This window comes from Fundidesulfovibrio terrae (genome assembly GCF_022808915.1).
GTDB lineage: Bacteria > Desulfobacterota > Desulfovibrionia > Desulfovibrionales > Desulfovibrionaceae > Fundidesulfovibrio > Fundidesulfovibrio terrae.
Window position 1 is genome coordinate 683,266 of the sequence record NZ_JAKZFS010000001.1, and the last position, 15,368, is coordinate 698,633.

At 63.4% G+C, this 15,368-nt stretch carries 14 protein-coding genes and 1 tRNA gene; 5 read left to right on the top strand and 10 right to left on the bottom strand.

Features of this window, described 5'->3' with window-relative positions; translation table 11 throughout:
• Positions 1-149 precede the first annotated feature (149 nt).
• The 5 genes from ML540_RS03190 to ML540_RS03210 all read right to left on the bottom strand — a co-directional run bounded on the left by ML540_RS03190 (position 150) and on the right by ML540_RS03210 (position 4,424).
• Positions 150-821, bottom strand: a complete 672-nt coding sequence (locus ML540_RS03190) for a hypothetical protein (RefSeq protein WP_243358487.1) — start codon at positions 819-821, stop codon at positions 150-152.
• A 73-nt stretch (positions 822-894) separates the two neighbouring features.
• Positions 895-1,605: a hypothetical protein gene (locus ML540_RS03195; RefSeq protein WP_243358488.1), complete on the bottom strand. Its 711-nt coding sequence runs from the start codon at positions 1,603-1,605 to the stop codon at positions 895-897.
• Positions 1,606-1,688: 83 nt separating this feature from the next.
• A complete protein-coding gene (locus tag ML540_RS03200) occupies positions 1,689-1,883 on the bottom strand; it encodes a hypothetical protein (protein ID WP_243358489.1) in 195 nt (64 codons plus the stop codon).
• Positions 1,884-1,903: 20 nt separating this feature from the next.
• Positions 1,904-2,866 carry a sensor domain-containing diguanylate cyclase gene (locus tag ML540_RS03205; RefSeq protein ID WP_243358490.1) on the bottom strand — a complete coding sequence of 321 codons (963 nt, stop codon included), beginning with the start codon at positions 2,864-2,866 and terminating at the stop codon, positions 1,904-1,906.
• 226 nt (positions 2,867-3,092) lie between these two features.
• Complete coding sequence (locus tag ML540_RS03210) at positions 3,093-4,424, bottom strand: bifunctional folylpolyglutamate synthase/dihydrofolate synthase (RefSeq protein ID WP_243358491.1); 1,332 nt, start codon at positions 4,422-4,424, stop codon at positions 3,093-3,095.
• A 29-nt stretch (positions 4,425-4,453) separates the two neighbouring features.
• On the opposite strand from ML540_RS03210, the gene ML540_RS03215 reads away from it, so the two are divergent.
• Positions 4,454-4,618 carry a hypothetical protein gene (locus ML540_RS03215; protein WP_243358492.1) on the top strand — a complete coding sequence of 55 codons (165 nt, stop codon included), beginning with the start codon at positions 4,454-4,456 and terminating at the stop codon, positions 4,616-4,618.
• Between the two features lie 4 nt (positions 4,619-4,622).
• Here the strand turns inward: ML540_RS03215 and ML540_RS03220 are convergent, their stop codons facing one another.
• Positions 4,623-5,405 (bottom strand): 3',5'-cyclic-nucleotide phosphodiesterase, encoded by a 783-nt coding sequence (locus tag ML540_RS03220; protein WP_243358493.1) that lies wholly within the window; start codon positions 5,403-5,405, stop codon positions 4,623-4,625.
• Positions 5,406-5,521: 116 nt separating this feature from the next.
• Between ML540_RS03220 and ML540_RS03225 the strand changes: the two genes are divergently transcribed.
• From ML540_RS03225 to ML540_RS03240, 4 genes are all read left to right on the top strand, one after another.
• Positions 5,522-5,598 (top strand) — tRNA-Arg (locus ML540_RS03225).
• Positions 5,599-5,920: 322 nt separating this feature from the next.
• Positions 5,921-6,766 carry a substrate-binding domain-containing protein gene (locus ML540_RS03230; RefSeq protein WP_243358494.1) on the top strand — a complete coding sequence of 282 codons (846 nt, stop codon included), beginning with the start codon at positions 5,921-5,923 and terminating at the stop codon, positions 6,764-6,766.
• A 30-nt stretch (positions 6,767-6,796) separates the two neighbouring features.
• Positions 6,797-9,325: a putative bifunctional diguanylate cyclase/phosphodiesterase gene (locus tag ML540_RS03235; protein WP_243358495.1), complete on the top strand. Its 2,529-nt coding sequence runs from the start codon at positions 6,797-6,799 to the stop codon at positions 9,323-9,325.
• 369 nt (positions 9,326-9,694) lie between these two features.
• Positions 9,695-10,807: a TIGR03118 family protein gene (locus ML540_RS03240; protein WP_243358496.1), complete on the top strand. Its 1,113-nt coding sequence runs from the start codon at positions 9,695-9,697 to the stop codon at positions 10,805-10,807.
• Positions 10,808-10,882: 75 nt separating this feature from the next.
• Here the strand turns inward: ML540_RS03240 and ML540_RS03245 are convergent, their stop codons facing one another.
• From ML540_RS03245 to ML540_RS03260, 4 genes are all read right to left on the bottom strand, one after another.
• Entirely contained in the window at positions 10,883-11,479 is a 597-nt protein-coding gene (locus ML540_RS03245; protein WP_243358497.1) for a hypothetical protein, read from the bottom strand.
• 62 nt (positions 11,480-11,541) lie between these two features.
• A complete protein-coding gene (locus tag ML540_RS03250) occupies positions 11,542-12,324 on the bottom strand; it encodes a DUF2092 domain-containing protein (protein ID WP_243358498.1) in 783 nt (260 codons plus the stop codon).
• 98 nt (positions 12,325-12,422) lie between these two features.
• Positions 12,423-13,454 (bottom strand): hypothetical protein, encoded by a 1,032-nt coding sequence (locus ML540_RS03255; protein WP_243358499.1) that lies wholly within the window; start codon positions 13,452-13,454, stop codon positions 12,423-12,425.
• Positions 13,455-14,085: 631 nt separating this feature from the next.
• A complete protein-coding gene (locus tag ML540_RS03260) occupies positions 14,086-15,171 on the bottom strand; it encodes an acyltransferase (RefSeq protein WP_243358500.1) in 1,086 nt (361 codons plus the stop codon).
• Positions 15,172-15,368 lie beyond the last annotated feature (197 nt).

The following is a 15,368-nucleotide window of genomic DNA, read 5'->3' on the forward strand; positions in this document are numbered from 1 at the left end:
GTTTCATGGTTGACAGATATATAGTGGCGGTATTTTGCTTCTTCGTTTGGCATTTTTTTTATTATATAGGCATATCTCGCCATGTGCTGACATCCTGCCATTGAATCAGGACGAGGCCGGGCGCGTACGCGCCCGGCCTCGTTGACAGCTTAGTCGTAGTATCCGCTGGCTGCTCGTTGCAGCAGCCCCTTGTAGACTTCTCCGGAATGCTCCTGAAGGGGCTCGTTCACTCTGTCCAACATCACTCCGGTATACAGTCCTCCGACACCGGATGTCAGGGTGCCCAGGAGCCCCGTGATGCCCATTGCGTCCACGGCCGCGCTTAGCCCCGTCCCGGCCCCGATGCCAGTAAGGGTCGAGAGGTAGGAGGGCATGCGCTCCTTGAGCATCGACTGCGTCTCGGGGCTGAGTTGGTTGAACGTGTCGCCCGCGATGCCCCCGATGTAGGTTCCCTTCGGGTTGATGATTCCGTTTTTTATCAGGCTGTTGGCCACCCCCACGGCGTAGGGGGCGCCTTCCGTGATGTAGGAACCCTCGTCTTCGCCCGAGGTGTCGGATCCGCCGGTTCGAAACCCCATGTGCTGCTGCAGGCCAGACATGGTTTTCCCAAAAGGATTTGGGGGGGGGAACATAGCCCCCAGCTTGTATTCCGCGTCCTTGGAAAAGGGATTCGAGGGCTCGAAAGAATCGGCCATGTCGCCCAGTGTCCGCTCGGCGGAGGCGTCACCCTCGCCGGAGCCGCCGAAATCGGAACCGGCCCCTTCGTTTCCGCTGATACCGGCGTCGGAGTCGCCGCCGGTGTCACCGCGATCATTGTCCATGGTCTTCTCCTTGTAGTGTTGAAATGCATGGTTGCCCAGACCGGCCCGATGGAGCCGTCCGGCCTGAGGGGCTTTAGCTGTCCCATGTCTCGGGCATGGAGAGTTCGATGTACCTGAGCAGGTCGCCCTCCCTGGCCTTTCCGGCCTTGCACCGGGCCTTGAGCGCGGCCAGTTCGGCCGCGCGGGAGGCTCCGGGCAGCCGGTCGTCCATGACGCCCGCGTTTTCCAGGACCGGAGGGCTCATGCGCCCCGACACCGCCTGACGCATGGCCACGCGGGAATCCCTGGAGGCTGAGGTGTTTCCGGAACGCGACCCGGAACCGGCCGCGCCGCTCATGTGCAGCAACAGTTCTCGCATCTCCTGGTACAATTCCAGGTAGGCGCCAGGCGTTTCCGTGAGCGAGCGGACCATGGACCGTTGGAGCTTGGAGGGAAGAGTCGTGACGTACTCTCCGATCTTGCGGTGCACCTGCCGGAAAATGGGGTCGTGCGCTTCAAGCGTCGCCAGCATGACCCGGTTGTTCACGTCGGCCCGCTGGGCTCGGCGCGCCTGGGCGGCCTGCATCATCTGCTGGCGATGGGCCATGGCGTTCTGCCACTGCATGCGTCCCATGGGGTTCATGGGGGGCGGCCCGAGGGGGACGTCAGGCACGCCGTCGCCGTCTACGTCGATGCCCTCGAGGTGTTCGAGCATTCCAGGGCGCATTGCCAGTTGGGCCAGGGCGGCGCGCAGGGGGGAGGAGGCGCAGTTGCCGGCGGGGCCGGCCGTGGTGGGATAAGGCATTCGGGGTTCCTCCTTGTGAGGTGGTTATTTCCCTGGCTTCCCGGGCCAAGGTTCCCCGAATTCTATGCAGGCGGTATTTTATTTCACCCCATATAGCGGTATGTGGGTAAAAAGTTGAAAAGGTTTCCCCCGTCTCTCATCTCGCCCGGCGCAGGCGCGGGCGAAGCAGGCGATGCGGGGGCCAGGGCGTCGAAGGCCAGCGTGGTCTCGTTCTTCGCCTGGCCGGACTTGATCTTCTCGCGCAGGCCGTCCAGGAAGGCCTGGGCTGCCTCGCGCACCAGGGCCCCGAGCCGCGACGCTAGGCGGGGCCGCGCCCGCTCCCGGGTTCCAGCGACGAGGGCGGAGGGCAGGCATAGACGCAGTTCCTCCCGGAGTTTTTGGCCAGATACATGTTGGTGTCGGCCCGGTGCAGGAGAGATTCCACTGTGTCGCAGGGCATGGCGTAGGTCACGCCGATAGACACCGTGACCGAGATCCGGCGTCCGTTCTCCAGGAGGAAGGAACTCTCCACCAGGGAGCGCATCTTCTCCCCGATGGCCTTGACTTGCCAATCGAGGCGGACCCCGGACAGGAGCAGGACCAGTTCCTCGCCCCCATAGCGGTACAACTCGTCTATGCTCCGGGAATTGAACATGATGGTCCGGCAGACCATGGCCAGGACCTTGTCCCCCACCAGATGCCCGAACGTGTCGTTTACATCCTTGAACTTGTCGATATCCATGAGGGCCACGGCGAAATCACAGCCGAAGCGCCGGAGCTGTTCGAGCTTTCTCTCCACGGAGACAAGGAGACTTCGCCTGTTCCAGGCTCCGGTGAGCTCGTCGACATAGGCCGTTTGCTGCAAGCTCAGGTAGTCTTCCATGAGCATCCGGTCCTGGTCGTTGATCCGGAACACCTCCAGGACCCCAACGATCTGGTCACCTTCCCGGAGAGGATGGATTTCAATATTGACTGGCAGCCTGTGGCCGTTCTTGTGGTGCAGGAACACCTTGGCTCTCCGAGGCTCCCCGTCCTCGAGGCATTGCGCGGCAGGGCAGGCGTTCTGGCACAGGGAGAGGCCGATTTCGTTCACGTGATTCAACAAATTGTCGGCGCAAGAGGTCTGCAACACCTCCTCGCGCGTGTATCCGGAAATGTTTTCCGCAGCCCGGTTCCAGAAGACGATCCGCCGATGGCGGTCGATGATGTACACCCCGTCGCTCACTGCGTTGACGATGGCCGGGCAGACTCCTTCCAGGAATAGTGACTCCAGCAACTTCATGTTCGTGACCTCGGGCGAAGATGCCCCGTAAGTATGGATTCTCGACTGGGCTCGCGTTGCCGCAAGCACCCCATGCTCATCCTTGGGATTCCGGGCCGGGATCGATCCCGCGGTCTGGCAGGTCTGGCAGGTCTGGCGAGGTGTCTTCAAGAGAGAATACGGCCGGTACGCCTTCTCCGTTCCTATTTCCGGAATGGCACAAGACATCCCATGTGGAGCGTTTTCGTCAAGGTAGGGAATCCCCAAGAGGCGCAGGGTTTTCGTGTCGTTTTGACCCATGCCGACCCCGGTCATTCCCTCCCCGTCGCAACCACAGCGGCCGCAGCTTGTACACCTCGGCCAGCAGGTACAGCGACCCGCAGACCAGCACGGTTCCGGCCGTTCCCTTCACCTTCCGGAAGGCTTCGGCCATGTCCCGCACGGGCGTGGCCCGGTCCCCCAGGCGCGCGGCCAGCTCGTGCGGCTCGAGCGCCCGGCCCGGCGCGTCCAGGCCCGGCACGTAGATGGGGCCTTCCGTAAGCCCGCGGGCCAGCGGCAGCATGGCCTCCACGTCCTTGTCGCCCAGGCAGGCGAAGATGAGGGCGTCCGGCCTGATGCCCAGCTCCCCAAGCGCCGCGCCCAGGCATTCCAGGCCCGGCACGTTGTGCGCCCCATCCAGCACGAAGGCGGGCCAGCCGGTGCTTGGCGGGATCACCTGGAGCCTGCCGGGGATGAACGCGTCGCGGGCCGCGCGCGCCAGCGCCTCGGCATCGACCGGCAGGCCGTATGCCGTTGCCAGCAGGTGGTGGGCGGCCAGAGCCAGGCGCAGGTTATCCAACTGGTGCGGCCCGGGCATGCCGGTTGCGTCCGGCCAGGATGCGCCGTGGGTTGCGGCAACGTCCTCGGCCACGGAAAGCGGCGCGCCCTTTTCGGCGGCCACGGCGCTGACCACCTCCAGCACCTCGGGGACCTGGGCGGCGCTCACGGCTGGCACTCCTTCGCGCATGGCCAGGGCCTTGTCCCGGGCGATGTCCATAAGCGTCGGGCCGAGAATCTTCGCGTGGTCCATGCCGATGGGGGTGATCACCGTGAGGTCGTGCATAATCGCGGAGGTGGCGTCGTGGGCCCCGCCGAGCCCGGCCTCGAACACGGCGGCCGCGCATCCCGCCTGCCGGAACATCCAGGCGGCCATCACCGTGATCAGCTCGAAGTAGGTCAGGCGGTGCGCGGGGGATATGTCCTGGCTCACGCGAAGCACTGCCTCGGCCGCCTCCAGCCAGGAGGCGTCCGGCAGCTGTTTTCCGTCCACCAGCACGCGCTCGCGCGGCGTTACGAAATGCGGCGAGGTGTACAGGCCGGTGCGAAGCCCTGAGGAGGAGAGAATTTCGGCCAGGAAGGTTGACGTTGACCCCTTGCCGTTGGTGCCCACCACCTGGACGCTCCGGTACGGGGGATGCGCGAGCCCCAGCGCCTCCAGCGCGGCCTGGATGCGGCCGAGCCCCAGGTCCATGTGGAACATGCCCAGGGAGTCCAGGTAGTCTTCGAATCCGGCGAAAGAGGCGAATCTAGGCTCGGCCACGGCGTATCCTCCGGCGACAGTGCGTCCGTTTGGATAAACCGGGCGCGCCGCGCGATCAAGAACAGGCTGGCGCGGAGGCGGCCTACCTGGACAGCGCCTGGGGCAGTTCCGGCGGAGGCTTCGGCGGCGCGCTCGCCGTGGGCAAGAACGCCTTCAAGGACGTGGTCGGGGAGCTGGCCGGGGCGAAGTCCTGAAGAATCAGAAGTCGAACTCCTCGTCCTCGCGCAGCAGGTGGTAGGAGTAGCCGTCCATGGCCAGGTGCAGCTCCTCCTGGATCTGTTCGGAGAAGGGCGCCTTCATGTGGTAGATGTACACCTTGGGCCGGTAGGGCAGGCGCTCGAGTTCCCGGCGCAGCATCCTTGGCGTGAGGTGCCTGGAGACGGTGGCCAGCTCCTCCATGTGGTTGGGGAAGGATGCCTCGGTGACGAGGTTCTTCACCGTGAAGGGAAGCCCCGCCAGGTACTCCCACCAGCCCGGAGCCGGGCCGGTGTCGCCGGTGTAGGCCAGCACCTCGTTGTCCTCCTGACCGCGCAGCACGAAGCCGGTGGCGAAGCGGGCATGGTTCACCCGGCAGTTGGAGATGTTAAGTCCGCCCACCTCCACCGGGGACTTCTCCTGCATGGGCACGTAGGTCAGCACCGGGGAGTTGGCCGGGATGACCGTGAAGTCCGGCCAGATGGTGTCGTTGAGCAGGTGGGTGGAGATGGCGTCGAGTATCTCGGGCAGGGCCCGGATGTTCACGGGCGGGCGGCTGTGGTGGCCGAAGAACTCGATCAGGTTGTCGGCCAGGAACAGGATGTCCTTGATGTGGTCCAGGTGCGGGTGGGTGACGAAGATGTCGGTGATCCTGGCCTGCTCGGGCAGGGACAGGCTCGAGGTGACGGACCCGGCGTCCAGGAGGATGCGGTCGTTGACCAGGAACGAGGTGAGGTGATGGCCGGGCAGGTCCGAGCCGGAGCAGCCGAGGACGCGCAACTTCATGGGGCCTCCAGGGAGAGTTTCAGCGGTGTCAGTGGGCCGGAAGGGGCGTGCCTGTCAAGGCGCGAACTCCCGGTTCTTGACCGGGAAGGCCGCTTGAGCGTAGGACGATGGCCCGTGCGCCAGTAGCTCAGGTGGATAGAGCATCTGCCTTCTAAGCAGACGGTCGGGGGTTCGAGTCCTCCCTGGCGCGCCAGAAATTCGAAAGGGGCCCGGTCGCAAGACCTGGCCCTTTTTGCCGTTGGATACCCTGGCCGGAAATCTTCCTTTCACCGTCCAGTATAATACGGACAACCACTATGTAGAAAGTAGGCATTTTCCTCTTGCGCTTGTCCTTTCTTTTGTTGATATCGTAGAGTGTAATTCCCACTGTTGCGTAAGGGCTGGGCGACTATGGTGTTGTCTCTCTTGGCAAATGCCGGGAGAGGCATATCTGCGGCTAAGAGCCTGGAGAATTTGTCGTTTTTTTGCCGAAATATAACGATTTATCCGGGTTGTGCTGAGGGAGTGTCTTGATGATGAAAAGACGTTCTCAGGCAATGATGCTCTGCGTGCTGGTTCTGTCACTGGTCACGAATGCGGCAGCGGAAACCTTGGTCATCCCCGGGAGCGGCAACCCGGAATACGTCCTGGACCAACTCGCAAAGGCGTTCAACAGCCGGCAGAAACGCCATCAGGTCGTTATCCCGGAAACGATCGGGACCGCCGGGGCGGTGCGCGCGGTAACCGACGGCACAGCGACTCTCGCCCGCGTCGGCAGGCCACTCAAGGAAGCCGAACTCGCGGGAGGGGTACTCTACTGTCCGCTGGGCCGTGATCCGGTCGTGTTCGTAGGCGGTGCGGGAGTTTCCGTAGGCACCGTCACCATGGACCAGATGCTCGATATCTACACCGGCAAGCTTACCAATTGGCGTGAACTCGGCGGCAATCCCGGCACGATACGGGCCATCGGGCGGGAGGTGACGGACGCTTCCCGCCAGGCCATCGGCCGTGGGGTCGCCGTGTTCGCGGACCTGAAGCTGCACGAGGGCGTCAAGGTGGTTCATCTGGATTCGCAGATGATCGAACTACTGGACCGTTTCCCGAACAGTGTCGGATTTCTCAATCGTTCAGCGCTGTCTGCGGCTAAAACCAAACTCGTTTACATCACGCTGGATTCGATGGGGCTGAATGTCGAGACTCTCGAATCCGGACGCTACCCTTTCTGGATCGAATTCGGGTTGATCTACAAGGAAAGAACGCTCACCGAGGCCGGTCGTGAGTTCCTGGATTTCGTCAACTCCCCGGAAGGGAAAGACATATTACGAATGCATGGCGTGATGCCGGTCGCTTCCATGCATGTGACAACTCGCGCGGGGCAATGACGTTGCGCTGTCTCACGAGGATCTGAACACATGAAGAGATCGTTCGGAATCGCGGGGCGTTTGACGGCGGCGTTATTCGTCATTGCACTGGTCTCCCAATTGATGAGCTTCCATTCGTCAAAGCACCTGCGCGAAGCCGCCATCAAGCAACGCGAAGTGGACAAAGTGAACACCATCTCGCAGCTGATCATGCCGCATATCAAGGGCGAGCGTGAGCGGACTGAACTAGTGACCCAGATGCTGTTGATGCATCAAGGGTTATCGGACGAAATGCTGCGGGGAGGGATGGGGCGTCGCGAGGCGGTCGCCAGAATTATTGATGCCGTATTCCAGGAATCCATGGTCGACCTGCTCGAGGTAACGGATAATGCAGGCGTCGTACTTTACCGCGCCCAGGAGCCCGGCCGCAGCGGCGATGTTTCCCTTGTCTGGGGTGTCGAGGAGGCCCTGACAGGCAGAAGCAGCATCGTCAGCACCAGTGAGCCCGGCGGAGCATGGATCATATCCGTCAAGCCGGTGCAGACGGATGGAAGAGTCGTCGGCACGGTCCTTGTGGGGATGCAGATCGGCGACAGGTTCATGCGCGCCCTGGGCTCGGAGGTCGGAGCGAAGCTGGCGTTGCTGAGCCGCTCGGGTGAGGTGGTGGCCTCAAGCGCGCCAGGAGGATTGAAGCCGGAAGTGCCGGTCATCTCGGAAGCTTTCCTGCAAAAAATCCCCATTTATCGAACGAACGAGACGATGCACACGTCACTCGTGTACCTGCCCGTTTTGATCGTTGACGAGGCCTGGGTCATCATGGCCGAGGTCGATAGCTCCGCCGCGTTTTCTCTGCTGGAAGAGGGGGATTGGCAGTCGATGTTGTTCATGTCGTTGGTCGCTGGCGGATCGATGCTCGTCACCTTCGTTTTCTTGCGATATGCCCTGAAGCCTTTGCGGGACCTGCGTCTTCGGGCCGAGAAGGACGTGGCAAGGCTGGATGGCACGGCAAGCAGCTGTCGCGCTGGTGATGAAATCGTATCCGTGGTTCATGTTCTTGATACCTTGACCACGCTCCTGACGGACCGCAACCAGGAGTTGACCGAACAAAAGGTCAAACTCGAATTCGAAATCGGCCGCAGCCAGGCCGCGGCCGCGGAAATCAACCAGCTTGCCTTTTACGATACCCTGACTGCCCTGCCGAACCGGCGCCTGCTGTTCGTCCTTCTGGAAAAAGAGCTGGCCGCCTGTTCCCGGCACCGGCGCGTCGGGGCGCTGCTGTTCATCGACCTGGACAACTTCAAATCCCTCAACGACACCCTCGGCCACGACAAGGGCGACTCCTTGCTGAAGCACGCCGCGCAACGCCTGGCCGCCTGCGTCCGGGAAGAGGACGTCGTGTCCCGCCTGGGCGGCGACGAATTCGTGGTGATGCTGAAGGACCTGAGCGAAAACCCGCAAAGCGCCGCCAACAAGGCCGAAAAGGTGGGTGAAAAGATACTCGCCGCGCTCAACCATACCTTCCGGATTTCCAACCACGAGCACCACAGTACGGCCAGCATCGGCGTCACCCTGTTCGCCGGCGGTCTCGGGACAGCCGACGAGCTGTTGAAGCAGGCCGATCTTGCAATGTATCAGGCCAAGGCCGCCGGCCACAACACCATACGCTTCTTCCACCCGGAGATGCAGGCCAGGATCACCGCACGCGCGGCGATGGAGGCGGACCTGCGCGAGGGTATCGCGGCGGGTCAGTTTTTCGTGTGCTACCAGGGCCAGGTGGGCGAGGGGGCCCGCCTGCTGGGGGCGGAGGCGCTGATGCGCTGGCGGCATCCCCGTCGCGGCATGGTGTCTCCCGCCGAGTTCATTCCCCTGGCGGAGGACACCGGGCTTATTCTGCCATTGGGTAAAATGGTGCTGGAAACTGCTTGCGGGCAATTGAGGCAATGGGCCTCCCGCCCGGAAATGGCCGACCTCACCCTTGCGGTCAATATCAGCGCCCGCCAGTTTCAGCAGCATGACTTCGTCGATCAGGTGATGGATGTGCTTGAGCGCACCGGAGCCAACCCGCACCGGCTCAAGCTGGAGCTGACGGAATCCCTGGTGCTGCACAACGTCGAGGACATCATAGCCAAGATGGTCGCCTTGAAGAGCCGGGGGATTGGTTTCTCGCTGGACGACTTCGGCACGGGGTATTCGTCGCTCAGTTACTTGAAGCTGTTGCCCCTGGATCAGCTGAAAATCGACCGGACTTTCATCAGTGACATCCTCACCAACCCCTGTGACGCCGCCATCGCCAAGATTGTCATCGCCCTGGCCGACACCCTGGGCCTGGCGGTCATAGCCGAAGGCGTGGAAAGCGAGGCGCAGAGGCTCTGCCTTGCCCGGCTGGGGTGCAAGGCATACCAGGGGTATCTGTTCAGCCACCCCTTGCCGCTGGAGGAATTCGAGGAGTACGCGCGTGTGACCGGCCGAATCCTTTCGGCGGAGTCGGTCCCCGAAGATCGACCCAGGGGCCAGGAACGTACCTGGTCTTCCGGGCATGAGCCCCCGGGAGCGGGTTTCCCCGCCTTGAGCGAAGCCTAGCCGTGTCGAGGCGGCGGCGTTCTCAAGGAGACCCGGTTCGTGGGGGCAGTACATATTGAAAGGGGCTGGGTCGTAAGGCTTGGTCCCTTTTGCGTGGGAAAACCGTTATGTTTCTGTTGTCTGAAATTCTTACACAGTAGGTTCTCATGTGTCGGGAAATTTTCAGGAGCAACCGCATCTTTGATGGTGTTGTTTGTGGGGGTTCAGAACGATAAGTGAATACTTCATCATTCCCAGTGGGATGTGTCACGATACGGTGTGCCTGATTCTGGATTGCTGGGAAGCATGCTTTTTGCTCTCCATACATCACTGTTGAGTATCCACGTTTTCGGCGTCGCAAGGGAACGGATACTCAAGGAGGGTAACCATATGCGGGCACACCGTTTTTGCGGAACAGTTTTTCTGCTGGCCGGCCTGCTGCTGCCTTGGGCGGCGCGTGCCGGAACTCCCGGCTTCGTGCAGGTCAACCTGGTTTCGGACATCCCCGGTCTCGCTGCCACCACCGACCCGGACCTGGTGAACCCCTGGGGGGTGGCCTTCAGCCCCACCAGCCCGTTCTGGGTGGCGGACAACGGCACCGGGCTCTCGACCCTCTACAACGGAAAGGGGGTCAAACAGGGGCTGGTGGTCACCATCCCGTCCGGGGCCTCTTCCGCGCCGACCGGGGCGGTGTTCAACGCCTCTTCCGGGCTGTTCCTCGGCGACCGCTTCCTGTTCGCCACCGAGAACGGCACCATCGCAGGCTGGCAGGGCGGCACGGTGGCCCCGATCCGCGTGGACAATTCCGGCTCCGGGTCGGTCTATAAAGGGCTGGCCATCGACGGCGGGAGAATCTTCGCCACCGACTTTAAGAATGGCCGGGTGGACGTCTTCGACAGCAACTATTCCCCGGTCTCGCTTCCGGGCGGGTTCACGGACCCCACCCTGCCCGCGGGATACGCGCCGTTCGGCATCCGTGAATTGAGCGGCGACATCTTTGTCACCTATGCCAAGGTGAAGTTCGGGACCAGCGACGACGAGGCCGGGCCCGGCTTCGGTTTCGTGGACAAATTCGACACGAACGGCAATCTGCTGACGCGCCTCGTAACGGATGGTGCGCTGAATTCGCCGTGGGGCATGGCCCTGGCTCCGGCGGGATTCGGCAGTTTCGGAGGCGACCTGCTCGTGGGCAACTTCGGCGACGGCAGGATCAACGCCTATGACCCGGTGACAGGAGCCTTCATCGATACCCTGTTGGACAAAAACGGCTCCCCCCTGGTCATCGACGGGTTATGGTCCTTGGACTTCGGCAACGGAAGCCAATTCTTCGACCCGAAAAAACTTTATTTCACTGCGGGCATCAATGGCGAGGGCAACGGTCTTTTCGGCAATCTCCAGGCCGTGCCGGAACCCGCCTCCCTGATTCTGGCGGGAGCGGGAGCCATGGCCGTGGCTTTCATGCGCAGGAGGCCGGGCAGGCAGGACTCGTCCCGGACCGGTTGAACGGGCGGCCGTGCCGGCTCCGTGTCCCGCTCCGAGAGAACAAACGCCCCGGCCAGGCCTGGCCGGGGCGTCGTTTCACGGGCAGCTGATCTCCCGGTAAACTGTCTTGCCGTTCTCCATAACCTCCTGGTAGCACTTGGTGTCGACCATATACACCTTCTCGTGGGAGGAACCGGATATGGCGATAGCCGTGGCAGGCAGCACGGTGAGCATGGCTCCCAGGGCCATGCCCGCCGCCACCCCGCCGGCCGACGGTCCGTAGCCGTAATAGCCGTAGCCCGGCGCCACGGGAACGGGCACGGGCACGGGCGGGGGCACAACCCTGCCGCGCGGGGCGGCCACGACGTTTCCGGCCGGTCCGCGCACGGCGGCTCCTCCGTATGGCCCTCGGGCTGCCGCTGCTCCGCCAGGTCCCCGTACGGCCTCGCCGCCATACGGACCGCGGGCCGCCGCCGCTCCGCTAGGCCCTCGCACCGCAGCCCCGCCCCTGGGGCCCGTGGCGGCTACTCCGCCCCTGGGGCCCACGGCCACGCTGCCGCGCGGCGAGCTGGCCACCGCGCCCCTGGGGCCGGCCGCCATGCCCCTGCCGCCGCCCCGCGCGTCGCAGGTTTGCGGCATCACCAGCCAGTCCCCCATGAGGACCAGCCCGGCGATCAGCAACAGGCTGAGCATAAACGACGGGAGAGGACGCATCCCTCGCACACGTGGTGCACATTCGGGATTCATGGCGCCTCCTATTTCTTGCCGAGTTTGCGGCCGGTGATCACGCTGTCGTCGCGGGTGAAGTCGGCGGGGGCTGTGAAGCCCGACACCTGCAGGGCCGCGCCGTCCGTCTTCCAGTCGCTCAGCACGGCGGTGAACTGCGGGGCCGAGGGCTGCTTCTTCTCGGTGATGACCATCTTGCGCGGCAGGCTGGCCGGGGAGTCCTCGATCCAGAGCTGCCAGTCGACGTCCTTGCCCAGGAAGAACAGATGGTCGCAGACCACGCCGTCCACCTTGGCCTTGCCCACGTAGAACCCGGATTTGGAATCGAGCCTCGTGCACGGAGAGTTGGAGAGCAGGTCCCCGAGGGGCGACTCGATCCCGTAGCGGGTGGCCAGCATGTCCATGAGCGCGTCCGTGTCCATGGCCGCCTCGATCTGCCCGTAGACCTTGCGGTCCGGCAGGGCGAGGGTGAAAACCTTGCCGTCGAAAGCGGACGTCGCCCAGAAATCGTCGCCCTCAGTGACGATCGAGAACGCTCCGGGCCGCTTCACGCTAACGCTCATGGTCCTGCCCGCCTGGATCTTGGACCCGTCCTGGTAGACCTTGTCCAGGGTCACGGCGGCCTTGAAGGAGTACCCTGTGAAACCGGTCAGGGCCTTGCAACTCTTCTCGAGAATCCTGGCGGCCTGTTCGTCTCCGGCGGGTGACTGGGCCGCTTGTTTTTTCCCTTTTCCGGCAAGGGCCATTCCGGGGAGCACCAACAGCAGGATGAGCGCGAACGTGAGAGCCGATATGTTCGGTGAGCGACGCATTCCAACCTCCGGGATGTGAGTTTTCAGGCCCCGGAACGCAGGGGCAACCGCACCAGCCTTGAAACGGACAGCGGCCGCAACGCCATTTCCCCAGTATCTCAATACCAGGTCCCCAGCAATTGTTTCGCGCATTCTTCCCGCACCTTCCATTTCAAGCGCTTGAAAAGCTTGTGGGTCATGGGGCTGGCCTTACCGGTCAGCCACACCTCCACGCCTGACGCGGGCAGGGCGCGGGCCTGGCTGTCGATATCCTCGATGATGGCGGAGGTTGTCCCGGTGCAGGCCAGGTAATCCAGGGGGAACGCCAGGACGAGCCCTCCGTTCTCCCGCTCGGCCCCGACGAACCTGCCCAGGCGTACGAACCGCTTCAGCTTCCCGGCCTTGGCGTCGATCCCGGCATACAACTGGCTCATGCGCTGCCTGAACAGGGCCAGGTCCTGGTCGGCGGTTCCAGCCGCGAACTCCACGAACTCCTGCTTGCCGGCGGTGTCGGGCATGGACGCGAGCGACCTGACGATGACGGTCTGCTGCGTCGGGGTGAACTGCTCGTTGTTGATGAATATTCTGGCGACGGATTCGGCCACTCCCGCGCGGATCAGCGCCTCGCGGTTGTTCTTGCGCAATTCGGCGGGCGGCACGGAGAGGTCGATGTCGCCAAGCATCGCCGTTCCGCTGACGCCGGACACGGCGATGCCCACCCCGCCGGGGATCAATGCCTGCAGGGCGCTGCCGGTGATGCTGCCGGCATATCCGGCCTTGGCCAGGGCGTTCAGCTTCTCCTGCAGGATGGGATTGGTGGAGTAGGGATCCACGCCGAACTGCTTGGCGTAGTCGCGTTTGGTCTGGGAAAAGCCGACGACGTTCTGGACGCGGCTGTCCTCGTACTTGCTGGGGGTGCTCTCCACCAGGTTCTCGTGGGCGCGCGCGAACATCTTCCCGACGCCCGACAGCGCGCCGCCGATGGTGTCCACGGGCGCGGTCACCAGGTTGACCGCGCCTTGGACGGTCTGCTTCCCCTTGTCCGCGAGGGAGCTGCCGAAGGCGCTGGTGCCAGCCAGTTCGGCCATCTTCTCCATGGCCTGTATCTCCGCGATGCGCGTGTACAGAAGCGCGGTGGAGACTGCGCTCATATCCCCGAACCTGGAGTGGATGACGTATGTGTTGAGATATCCGTCGTTCTGGACCGTGTTGTCGATCCGGTACGAGGGGCCGGAGAGTATTGTTTTTGGAAGGACAGACTGGGTTTGGAACGTCGGAGGAGTTTCGAACTGTTGCGCATAAGCGCCTGCGGCTAGAAGTATCGAAGAGACAAGAAACAATGAAACCACTCTCGCAAGGGTGCGGTACGCTTTCATCTCCATCCCTTTGTCGCTGGTACGTTGTTCAGGGGCGGGATAGTATTACTGCATATGATCCTGCCGTACGCCATCCACGAAACGAGCCGCGCTGGGCGGCGTCATCCGTCATCTCGCCATGGCCTCCTGCCGTGCGTCTTTGGCGGGTGCCCTTGTCCCGCCCGGAACCTCCCCTGCTTGGCCGCACTGGGAGCGAGCCCTGGAGCCCATGATTCTTAAAGTACGTACGGGACGGCGACCATTCTTGTCACGCGGGAAAATGTCGGTCCGTGGCGGTGCGCAAACAGGGAGGGGCAGGGACAAAACAAAGCCCGAAGCGTCCTCTCGGGACGCTCCGGGCTTTGCTGCCGGTCGGTCTCGGTCAGGGCCGGGCGGACCCGGCCTTGGGCGGCCCAGGAATGCCGCGCTAGGGAACGATCCTCTCCACCCAGGGGATGCGCTTGAGCCCGGCCGTCAGCAGGGCCGACAGGGTGAGCGTGGCCAGTCCCGTCAGCACCGGCCCCACCCAGGGGTGCACGGTGCGCCAGTCGAGACCCGCGCCCGGCTGGAAGATGAGGGGAATCTGTCCCGTGAGGAGCATGAGGATCAGCACGTGGGAGAGGAACACGCCGTAGCTCAGGCTGCTCAACTCGCGCACGAGCCTGCCGCGCTTCTGGCTCATGGCGGGCTTCCAGCCCTTGAACAGCAGGAAGATGGACGCGGACATGATCACGGTCAGGGGCTGCTGGTAGTTGAAGAAGGTGTTGGGGAGCATGGTGTTCTGGCCCTTGGCCGCGAATTCCCCGGCAGCGCTGGCTCCGGCGCAGGCCAGGAAGAGGAGCGCCAGCAGAGGCTTGCCGCCGGGGATTTTCACCTCCCGTGAATTGAGCAGGTGCCCCAGCACGAAGTAGCCGAAATAGTAGGGGATGACCGCTCCGGACAGGTAGCGGTTCAGCTCCTGCTCCCAGATCAGGCGGGTGGCGAAGTTCAGGGCGTGCAGGCCGAAGGTGATGCCCACGAACACCAGGCCCCGCCCGGACGAGGTGTCCGAGAAGGCCGGGCGCATGAACGGCACCATGAGGTAGACTCCAACGATCATGTACAGGAACCACAGCGGCCCGGACCACAGGCCGGTGAAGAACCGCTTGAGGAAGGTGAACAGGTGCGGCAGGTCGCCGACCTGCAGGCAGAGCACCAGATAGTAGATGACCGACCAGGCGGCCAGCGGGACCAGTATCTTCATGAAGCGCTTGCCATAGAACCTGGACAGGCTGAGCGGGTGGGAGTCGCCCAGGAGCAGCGCGCCGCTTATCATGAGCAGCGACGGCACGCAGAACAGGCACAGGGACGAATACGTCAGTCCGGACCACACCTCGCTGGCCGCGGAGCTGAACAGCAGCGGCGCGGCGCTGTGCATGATGGTCACGCCGGTGATGGCGAGACAGCGCAGCAGATCGAGATATTCGAAGCGTTGCGGCGGGCAGGGCGTACTCGTTGCGGGTGTGGACGACATGGCGCGCCCCTTACTGCATGCCCAGACGAAATGCAACGAGACCGGATTCGTCGGCAATACATGCGGATGTGTTCGTAGGCTTTATCCGGCGGAGTATCGGGAGCATTCCCGGCCCCCTGGCGGGGGGGGGCGCGCCCCCCCCCGGGGGGGCGGGGCCCCCCCCGGGGCGGGGTGTGGGTCAATCATGGCCCCGGGCG

What these genes read in the sequence shown, in the direction of transcription:
- ML540_RS03190 (WP_243358487.1), bottom strand. Translation starts at nt 821, where the DNA reads ATGGACAATGATCGCGGTGACACCGGCGGCGACTCCGACGCCGGTATC.
- ML540_RS03245 (WP_243358497.1), bottom strand. Translation starts at nt 11,479, where the DNA reads ATGCTCAGCCTGTTGCTGATCGCCGGGCTGGTCCTCATGGGGGACTGG.
- ML540_RS03250 (WP_243358498.1), bottom strand. Translation starts at nt 12,324, where the DNA reads ATGCGTCGCTCACCGAACATATCGGCTCTCACGTTCGCGCTCATCCTG.
- ML540_RS03255 (WP_243358499.1), bottom strand. Translation starts at nt 13,454, where the DNA reads ATGAGCGCAGTCTCCACCGCGCTTCTGTACACGCGCATCGCGGAGATA.
- ML540_RS03240 (WP_243358496.1), top strand. Translation starts at nt 9,695, where the DNA reads ATGCGGGCACACCGTTTTTGCGGAACAGTTTTTCTGCTGGCCGGCCTG.
- ML540_RS03205 (WP_243358490.1), bottom strand. Translation starts at nt 2,866, where the DNA reads ATGAAGTTGCTGGAGTCACTATTCCTGGAAGGAGTCTGCCCGGCCATC.
- ML540_RS03230 (WP_243358494.1), top strand. Translation starts at nt 5,921, where the DNA reads ATGAAAAGACGTTCTCAGGCAATGATGCTCTGCGTGCTGGTTCTGTCA.
- ML540_RS03235 (WP_243358495.1), top strand. Translation starts at nt 6,797, where the DNA reads ATGAAGAGATCGTTCGGAATCGCGGGGCGTTTGACGGCGGCGTTATTC.
- ML540_RS03220 (WP_243358493.1), bottom strand. Translation starts at nt 5,405, where the DNA reads ATGAAGTTGCGCGTCCTCGGCTGCTCCGGCTCGGACCTGCCCGGCCAT.
- ML540_RS03195 (WP_243358488.1), bottom strand. Translation starts at nt 1,605, where the DNA reads ATGCCTTATCCCACCACGGCCGGCCCCGCCGGCAACTGCGCCTCCTCC.
- ML540_RS03260 (WP_243358500.1), bottom strand. Translation starts at nt 15,171, where the DNA reads ATGTCGTCCACACCCGCAACGAGTACGCCCTGCCCGCCGCAACGCTTC.